This window comes from Micromonospora sp. NBS 11-29 (genome assembly GCF_002140155.1).
Lineage (GTDB): Bacteria > Actinomycetota > Actinomycetes > Mycobacteriales > Micromonosporaceae > Micromonospora.
On sequence record NZ_NAPR01000013.1, the window covers coordinates 736940 to 745534 of the forward strand.

Genomic DNA, 8595 nt, shown 5'->3' on the forward strand with positions numbered 1-8595 from the left:
CCACCGAGATGATCGTCTCGCCGAACGCGACCAGGATGATGAGACTGTGCCGCTCCGCCCAGTGCCGGGTCGAGCCGATCCGCCAGAGGTCCGACCCGATCAGCAGCGCCCAGCCGTACTCGACGACGACCGTGGCGGCGACCAGGGGGAACCGGGNGGAAGAATGCGGCGACGAACAGGGGCGGAAAGGCTCGACGCAGCAGGCGGCCGCCCTGACGGCCGGTGCTGGCCAGCGTCCCGACGACGAGGATGGTGGTCCGGATCACCAGATAGCCGAGCGCGAAGACCACCGGCCCGGACAACCCGCCGGGGCGGTCGATGAACGCCTCCCGCACGGTCAGCGCCATCACGAACAGGACCGCGCTCAGCCCGAAGACCGCCACCGGCATGGCGCCCCGGTCGAGTCGGACGGAGTTGCCGAGCCAGGCGAACGGCACCCAGCACCACCAGAGCAGCACCAGAATCAGCAGCCCACGCGGCAGCCCGGCCGGGTTGAGCTGGTCCGCCGTCACGGCGGTGACGTTGAGGAAGGCGAAGACGAAGATCAGGTCGACGAAGAGTTCCAGCCAGCTGACCCCGTCCCGGTCGTCGGCCAGCCTGATCCAACCGGCGCCACCCACCGCCTCAGTCTGCCGAAGCCGAGGCGGTGGCGGCCGAGAACCGGCCGGGCGGTCGAATTGCACTCGTCAGATCGCGTCCAGGACCGGCACAATCGACCTGTGATGATCGACTTCTCCGTCAAGCCCACCCTCGACGGCGAGCGGGTGGTGCTGCGCGCGTTCCACGACGACGACCTGCCGGCGCTCGCGGAGACCCTGGCCGACCCCGAGGTCGCCCGCCTGACCGGCAGCCCGCCCGGCGAGAGCGTCACGGCGGCCCGCCNCGACCTGGCCGTGGTGGACCGGGCCACCGGGGCCTGCGTCGGCGAGGTGGTGCTCAACGAGTGGGACCGGGCCAACGCGAGCTGCAACTTCCGCACCCTGATCGGCCCGAACGGGCGCGACCGCGGCCTCGGCACCGAGGCGGTCCGGCTGGTCGTCGGGTACGGCTTCGAGCAGCTCGGCCTGCACCGTATCGGGCTGGAGGTGTTCACGTTCAACCCGCGCGCCCGGCGGGCCTACGAGAAAATCGGCTTCGTGGCCGAGGGCACGCTGCGGCAGGTGCTGCGCGACGGCGACGGCTGGGCCGACGCCACCGTGATGTCGATCCTCGCGCCCGAGTGGGCCCGGCATCGGGGCCATCCGGAGGGTTGAGTCGCGGGCGTCGAAGCGATTCAATGCGTACGGGAGCGTCAGGGCCGTCACCGATGATCCGTCACGTGACAGGAGTCCTCACCGCATGTCCCGAAACCGCCTGCGCGCCGCGCTGATCACGCTCGCCGCGCTCCTGCCCGTCCTCGGCCTCGGCCTCGCCCTCAATACCGCCACCGCACCGGCCGCCGCAGCCGCCGCCCCGATCCGCGTCATGCCGCTCGGCGACTCCATCACTGGATCGCCCGGCTGCTGGCGTGCCGTGCTCTGGAACCGCCTCCAGTCGACCGGTTACACCGACGTGGACTTCGTCGGCACGCTCGGGCCGCAGGGCTGCGGCGTGCCCCACGACGGCGACAACGAGGGGCACGGCGGCTACCTGGCGACGAACATCGCCAACCAGAACCTGCTGCCCGGCTGGCTCGCCGCCACCCATCCGGACGTGGTGCTCNCGCGTACTCGAAGCTGGTGGACCAGATGCGGGCCGCCAACCCGGCCACCACCGTGCTGGTCGCGAAGATCATCCCGATGAACCCGTCGAGCTGCGCCGAGTGCGGGCAGCGGACGGTCGCGCTCAACGCCGCCATCGACGGCTGGGCGGCGGGGAAGACCACCGCGGCCTCGCCGATCGTGGTGGTGGACCAGTGGACCGGCTTCAGCACCGCCACGGACACGTACGACGGGGTGCACCCCAACGCCGCCGGTGACCAGAAGATGTCCGACCGTTGGTATCCGGCGCTGACCGCCGCGCTGCGCAGGACGAGCCCGGCGCCCACCGCGTCGCTCAGCCTGCCGCCCACCCCGTCGCACACCCCGTCACCGACGCCGACGCAGACCCCGACCGGTCCCACGCACCCGACCGACAGCCCGTCGCCGACGCAGACCGTGGGCGGCTGCACGGCGACCTGGCGCACCGCGGGGCAGTGGCCGGGCGGCTTCCAGGCCGAGGTGACGGTCCGCAACACCGGCGCGGTGGCGATTCCGTACTGGGTGGTCCGCTTCACCTTCCCCGGCGGCCAGCAGCTCAGCCAGTCGTGGAACGCCCAGGTGGCGCAGGGTGGGGCGGCGGTGGTCGCCCGCAGCGCGAGCTGGAACGGCGCGTTGGCGCCGGGTGCCGAGGCGACGTTCGGCTTCCTGGCCACCGGGGCCGTGCCCAACCCGCCGCCGACGCCGGTCTGCGCCCTCGGCTGACCGCGGGTCCGGCCGGCTTCGCCCCAGCGCGAGGCCGGCCGGCGCGGGCCGTCAGACCGGGACGGACCGGTCCAGCGCGGCCAGCAGACGGGACCGCAGCACGGCGGCCCGCTCGGCGAACCCGCGTTGGGCGGTGGCGTACTCGGCCCGGCCCTCCGGCGTCTCCACCCGCACCGGCGGGTGACCCAGGTCGGCCAGGTCGTACGGGCTGGCCCGCATGTCCAGCGCGCGGATCTCCCGGGCCAGCGCGAACGCGTCCGCCACCAGCTCCGACGGCACGAGCGGAGAGAGCTTGTAGGACCACTTGTAGAGATCCATGTTCGCGTGCAGACAGCCGGGTTGCTCCAGCGCGTGCTGGCGTTCCCGGGTCGGCTGGAGCACGTTCAGCGGCCGGGCCGGCGCGGTGAAGAAACGGAACGCGTCGAAGTGGCTGCACCGCACGCCGCGCTCCTCGACCACCGCGGCCGTCGCCGCCGGGCTCAGCCGCAACGGCCAGGCGTTGTGCCGCACCTGCTCCTGGGTCTGCCGGTAGACCATCGCCCACTCGTGCATCCCGAAGCAGCCGAGATGCGCGGGCCGGTCGGCGGTCGCCGCCAGCAGCGTACGGATCCAGGCGATCGACTCGGCGCGGCGGGCGCGTACCCGATCGGTGTCGAGGGTGAGCCCGGCGTCGCCGGCACGGTAGTCCGGGCCGAAGACGGCCGGGTCGGCGTCGCGCAGCGCCACGCCGGCCCCCGGGTGCCAGCGGCGGAGCTGGGCGGGGCGGTGCGAGTAGTAGGTGAAGAGGAAGTCCTCCACCGGGTGCTTGACCCCGGTGCGGCGGCGGGCCAGGTGCGGCGCCAGCCAGGCGTCCACCCGCTCCTCGTGGTCGCGCCGGCGGGCCTGCCAGTCGGCCGCGTCGAGCACGGCGGGGGCGAGGGCGGCGGTCACACACCCCAGGGTACGGCCGTCGCCCCGCCCCCGGTCACGCCACGTCCACCCGCACGCCGGCGGAGAACACGCCGCTGCGCAGCTCCAACTGCTTCGGCGGATCCAGGCCGTGCATGGTGAACACCAGCGGCAGCAGCACCCGCCGGCCGGCGGCCACCGGTTGGGCGAACACGTCCCGTCCGAGGTTCGCCACCCGGGTGGCGTCCTCGTCGGCGGCCACCCAGTTGCCGCTGGGCAGGTACGCGCGCTGCAACTGCCCGTGCCAGGTCTGCTGCTCGGACGTGACGTTGCGCACCCCGACCGTGGCCAGGCACGACCGACCGCCGCCCGGCACCGCCGGCACCACCCCCGCGCCGCAGCTCATCCGGTAGACGGTGAACTCGAACGCGGTCTCCCGCAGCGGTACGCCGATCGCCCCGTTGACGCTGCTGCCCACCCACGCGCCGCTGGTCGGCTGCTTGGTGGTGTCCATCGCGGCGACCCGCTGCGTGGCCGTCCACGCCGCCGCGGCGACCACGCCGGCCAGCACCGCCGCCGCCACGCCGACGGTCAGCCAGACCGGCGGCCGCCGACGCCGGGNCCCGGCCGGCCCGCCCGGGCGGGGTGCCGGCCGCTGCGGACGGCGGGCCGCCGGGAGCGACCGTCTGGTGCGCCCCGGCCGCGCACGGTCGCCGCCGACGCCACAGCGCCCACCCGAGCGCCGCGCCGGTGACCACCAACAGGGCCGTGAGCGCGGCCAGCAGGACCGGCGGGCGACGCCAGACCGGGGGCGCCGCCACCTGCGCGGTCGGGGACGCGGCCGCGCCCACCCAGGTCGCCGTGGCGCAGTCGTACGGCCGGGTGCCGTCGGTGCCGTAGGCGCAGGCGGGCGCGGCCACCGTACGACCGGGCGTGGTGACCGCCAGCGCGGTGTGCAGCGTGGTGGTGCTCCGTGGCGGCAGCCGTAGCTGCCAGGTGATCTCACCGGCGGTCGCCCCGGCCGGGCGGGTGGTCCGTCCGCCGCCGGTCACCGTCGTCGCCCGGGAGCCGGTGGGCAGCTCCTGCCGGAGCAGCGTGTCCACCGGCGTGTAACCGGCGTTGCGCACCTCGATCCGGTAGCCCGGCGCCGGTGTGCCGGCCGCGCCCACGGCCACGCTGACCGGTGGCATGGACGGTGCGACCGGCGCCGGCCCGGTGGTCGGCACCGCCGGGGGCACCGCCGGCACACCGGTCGGGATCGGGGTCGCCGCCGCGCCGGGTCGGGGCCCGGCCGCGACCGGTGTCGCCCCCGCGGCCGGTGTTGTCTGGGCGACCGGCGGTGGGGCCGGACGGGTGGCCGCGGCGGCGTGGGGTGCCGCCGGGGGCAGCGCCGGCACGGCGGCGATGACGCCGAGGCAGTTCACGAGCACTGCCAGGGTCCTGTGGTGTCGTCTCGATGCAGGCATACCAACGAACCTCCGACCCGAAGCTATGGGCCGGCACCCGCCGGGCGGGTACGAAGCCGGCATTCCCGCCCCGACCGACGAGATCCGGCGTACGCTGGCTCGCCACGCCGGCCGACCCGCCGTCACCTGCCGGTGTCGGTCCGGCCGGGCCGCCGGACGGGGATAGATTGGCCGGGTGCGTATCGCTCGTTTCGCTCATGCCAAGGGAATGTCGTTCGGGGTCGTCGAGGGCGAGCCGGAGGCCGGGCCGCAGGGCCTGACCATCGCCGAGATCGAGGGCCACCCGTTCGGGCAGATCCAGTTCTCCGGCGCCCGCTGGGCGCTCTCCGACGTCCGGCTCCTGTCGCCGATCCTGCCCAGCAAGGTCGTCTGCGTCGGCCGCAACTACGCCGAGCACGCTGCCGAGCACGGCAGCGAGGTGCCGAAGGAGCCGCTGCTGTTCCTCAAGCCGTCCACCTCGGTGATCGGCCCCCGCGACGCCATCCGCCTGCCGCTCTTCTCCCGGCAGGTCGAGCACGAGGCGGAACTCGCCGTGGTGATCGGCGCGCCGGGCGCGCGGCGGGCCGACCGGGCCGCCNTCAGCGGTCCGACGGGCAGTGGACCAGAGCCAAGGGCTTCGACTCGTTCTGCCCGATCGGGCCGTGGATCACCACCGGGCTGGACGTCTCCGACCTGGAGGTTCGCTGCGAGGTCGGTCGCAACCCGGAGGAGATGGAGGTACNATCTCGCACGTGATGACGCTGCTTCCCGGCGACGTGGTGCTCACCGGCACGCCGGCCGGGGTTAGCCCGCTCACCGACGGGGATACGGTCACCGTGCGGATCGAGGGGATCGGGGAGCTCAGCAACCCGGTGGTCCCCGTCGCCTGATCCGCTGACTGCCCTGTTTTTGCAGCTCAGGGGTGGTTCGGGGGGTTGGATTTGGCCTGTCGGCACCGGGAGGGTAAAGTTCATTCCCGGCGCCGCAAGGGGCCAATGGGGTATGGGGTAATTGGCAGCCCGACTGATTCTGGTTCAGTTAGTCTAGGTTCGAGTCCTGGTACCCCAGCGCAGCCGAGGTTCGTGAGAACCTCGGTCGCTGGATTCTGGCAGTTGCCGCTGTCGGAGTGCACGAAAGGTTCTGGCCCCGTCGTCTAGCGGCCCAGGACGCCNCCCGTCCCGTCTCCCGGGGCGGGCTGTTCTGCTGTCTGGCCCGGTTTGGGTGGAGGGCGACCCCCCTCGGCGGTGCCGGAACGTGGTGCCGCTAGACTACTGCCACATCGCCCGGCAGGGCGGTGAAGCAGGAAAAGTGCCTGGCCCCGTCGTCTAGTGGCCCAGGACGCCGCCCTCTCAAGGCGGTAGCGCCGGTTCGAATCCGGTCGGGGCNGTTTTCGCCGAACGGCCCGTCTCGCTCACGCGAGGCGGGCCGTTCGCTTTGATGTCCGACACCAGTACGCCGAAGTGGCGGGGTCGGCGTGCTGGCGTCGGACATCTCGCGCCAAGATCTCGGCCCCCTTCGGCGAGATCCACACCGGTTCGCCGAAGAGGCGCCTTCCTGACCGGACGATGCCGCCACATCGGCGAACTGGCGACGCCCCCGCTCACCATCCCACCCGCAGATCTTGGCGCGAGAGCGCCCCTCCGGGCGGGGGTGTTGCAACCACCGGTGAGCAGGAGGGCCGTGCGGTACCAAGATCTCCCGGCCGAGCCGGCGGGGTCAGAGGCCGGAGAGGCGTTGGCCGGCTCGGACGACGGCCATGGCGTGTCGCTCGCCCGGGCGTCGGCCGAGGCGCTCGATCGGGCCGGAGATGCTCACCGCGGCGATCACCCGGCCCGTCCGGTCCCGGATCGGGGCCGAGACGCTCGCCACACCGGCCTCCCGCTCGGCGACGCTCTGCGCCCAGCCGCGTCGGCGTACCTCGGCGAGGGTGCGGCCGGTGAACTTGGAGCGGGGGAGCAGCGGCATCACCGCCTCCGGGGGCTCCCAGGCGAGCAGGATCTGGGCCGCCGAGCCGGCGGTCATCGGCAGCACCGAGCCGACGGGCACGGTGTCCCGCAGGCCGCTGGCCCGTTCGGCGGCGGCCACGCAGATCCGCTCGTCGGCGCGGCGCAGGTAGAGCTGGGCGCTCTCGCCGGTGGCGTCGCGCAGCGCGGCGAGCAGCGGCTCGGCGGCGGTGAGCAGCACGTCCGGCGCGGCGTTCGCCAGCTCGCCCAGGCGGGGCCCGGGGCGCCATCGGCCCTGGGTGTCCCGGACCAGCATCCGGTGGATCTCCAGCGCCTGCGCCAACCGGTGTGCGGTGGCTCGGGGCAGCTTGGTGCGTTCAACGAGTTCGGCCAGGCTGGCGCCGTCGACACAGGCGGCCAGGATGACCACCGCCTTGTCGAGAACGCCGACACCGCTCATACTGTGTCCCACAAGCCGAAATTTACCTCCCAGAATTTAGGATGTCCAGATGGTGGGAGTCACTCAACCGAGGACCCTGGCCGAGAAGGTCTGGGACGCACATGTGGTCCGCTCCGCCGCCGGCGAGCCGGACCTGCTCTTCATCGACCTGCACCTGCTGCACGAGGTGACCAGTCCGCAGGCGTTCGACGGGCTGCGCCTGGCCGGGCGACCGGTCCGTCGCACCGACCTGACGATCGCGACCGAGGACCACAACACCCCGACCGGGTACGACGACCCGGCCTTCCGCTCCCGGCGCGGCGACCTGCTCACGATCGCGGACCCCACCTCCCGCACCCAGATCGAGACGCTACGCCGCAACTGTGCCGAGTTCGGGGTCCGGCTGCACCCGCTGGGCGACGAGAACCAGGGCATCGTGCACGTCATCGGCCCGCAGCTCGGTCTCACCCAGCCGGGCATGACGATCGTCTGCGGAGACTCGCACACCGCCACCCACGGCGCGTTCGGGGCGCTCGCGTTCGGCATCGGCACCAGTGAGGTCGAACACGTGCTGGCCACCCAGACGCTGCCGCAGGCCCGCCCGAGGACCATGGCCGTGAACGTCGTCGGCGAGCTCGCACCCGGCGTCACCGCGAAGGACCTGGTGCTCGCGCTGATCGCGCAGGTCGGCACCGGCGGTGGGCGTGGTCACATCGTCGAGTACCGCGGCGAGGCGATCCGCGACCTCTCCATGGAGGGGCGGATGACGATCGCGAACATGTCGATCGAGTGGGGCGCCAAGGCCGGCATGATCGCGCCGGACGAGACCACGTTCGCGTACCTGAAGGGGCGGCCCAACGCGCCCCAGGGGGCCGACTGGGACGCGGCGCTGGAGTACTGGCGGACGCTGCCCACCGACGAGGGGGCGACCTTCGACACCGAGGTGACGCTGGACGCGGGTCGGATCACGCCGTTCGTCACCTGGGGCACCAACCCGGGGCAGGGTGTGCCGCTGGGCGCGACCGTGCCGGATCCGGAGGCGTTCGACAGCGAGCCGGAGCGGGTCGCGGCCCGCCGTGCGCTGGAGTACATGGGTCTCACCGCGGGCACCCCGCTGCGCGACCTGGCCGTGGACGTGGTCTTCGTCGGCTCCTGCACCAACGGCCGGCTGGAGGACCTGCGGGCCGCCGCCGAGGTGCTGCGCGGGCGGCGGGTCGCCGACGGCGTACGCATGCTCGTGGTCCCCGGGTCCGCCGCGGTCCGGGAGGCGGCCGAGATCGAAGGGCTGGACCAGGTCTTCACCGACGCGGGCGCCGAGTGGCGGTTCGCCGGCTGCTCGATGTGCCTCGGGATGAACCCCGACACGCTGAAGCCGGGGGAGCGTTCGGCCTCGACCTCCAACCGCAACTTCGAGGGTCGCCAGGGCCGGGGCGGGCGTA

At 73.4% G+C, this 8595-nt stretch carries 5 protein-coding genes, 2 tRNA genes and 3 pseudogenes; 6 read left to right on the top strand and 4 right to left on the bottom strand.

Translation table 11 applies throughout. The features are described from left to right. A pseudogene (locus tag B1205_RS33080) lies at window positions 1–683 on the bottom strand (low temperature requirement protein A); the annotation flags it as partial. A 39-nt stretch (window positions 684–722) separates the two neighbouring features. Here B1205_RS33080 and B1205_RS19880 point away from each other — a divergent pair. Next, entirely contained in the window at window positions 723–1253 is a 531-nt protein-coding gene (locus tag B1205_RS19880; RefSeq protein ID WP_089156947.1) for a GNAT family N-acetyltransferase, read from the top strand. A 474-nt stretch (window positions 1254–1727) separates the two neighbouring features. Beyond that, window positions 1728–2441, top strand: a complete 714-nt coding sequence (locus B1205_RS31860; protein ID WP_254910076.1) for a cellulose binding domain-containing protein — start codon at window positions 1728–1730, stop codon at window positions 2439–2441. Between the two features lie 51 nt (window positions 2442–2492). Here the strand turns inward: B1205_RS31860 and B1205_RS19890 are convergent, their stop codons facing one another. Both B1205_RS19890 and B1205_RS19895 read right to left on the bottom strand, forming a co-directional pair. After that, window positions 2493–3371 (bottom strand): 3-methyladenine DNA glycosylase, encoded by an 879-nt coding sequence (locus B1205_RS19890; protein WP_089156948.1) that lies wholly within the window; start codon window positions 3369–3371, stop codon window positions 2493–2495. A gap of 34 nt (window positions 3372–3405) precedes the next feature. Then, a pseudogene (locus B1205_RS19895) lies at window positions 3406–4795 on the bottom strand (hypothetical protein). Between the two features lie 175 nt (window positions 4796–4970). Between B1205_RS19895 and B1205_RS32775 the strand changes: the two are divergent. The 3 genes and pseudogenes from B1205_RS32775 to B1205_RS19910 all read left to right on the top strand — a co-directional run bounded on the left by B1205_RS32775 (window position 4971) and on the right by B1205_RS19910 (window position 6161). Further along, a pseudogene (locus tag B1205_RS32775) lies at window positions 4971–5664 on the top strand (fumarylacetoacetate hydrolase family protein). Window positions 5665–5770: 106 nt separating this feature from the next. Then, window positions 5771–5842 (top strand) — tRNA-Gln (locus tag B1205_RS19905). A gap of 246 nt (window positions 5843–6088) precedes the next feature. Continuing rightward, a tRNA-Glu gene (locus B1205_RS19910) sits at window positions 6089–6161 on the top strand. 329 nt (window positions 6162–6490) lie between these two features. On the opposite strand, the gene B1205_RS19915 is transcribed toward B1205_RS19910, so the two are convergent. After that, window positions 6491–7177: an IclR family transcriptional regulator gene (locus B1205_RS19915; protein ID WP_036374687.1), complete on the bottom strand. Its 687-nt coding sequence runs from the start codon at window positions 7175–7177 to the stop codon at window positions 6491–6493. 49 nt (window positions 7178–7226) lie between these two features. On the opposite strand from B1205_RS19915, the gene leuC reads away from it, so the two are divergent. Continuing rightward, window positions 7227–8595: 3-isopropylmalate dehydratase large subunit (leuC, locus tag B1205_RS19920; RefSeq protein ID WP_089156949.1), on the top strand; the 1369-nt coding region annotated here is incomplete at its 3' end.

Excerpts from the sequence above, each read along its gene's own strand:
- B1205_RS19915 (WP_036374687.1), bottom strand. The coding sequence starts at position 7,177 with ATGAGCGGTGTCGGCGTTCTCGACAAGGCGGTGGTCATCCTGGCCGCC.
- B1205_RS31860 (WP_254910076.1), top strand. The coding sequence starts at position 1,728 with ATGCGGGCCGCCAACCCGGCCACCACCGTGCTGGTCGCGAAGATCATC.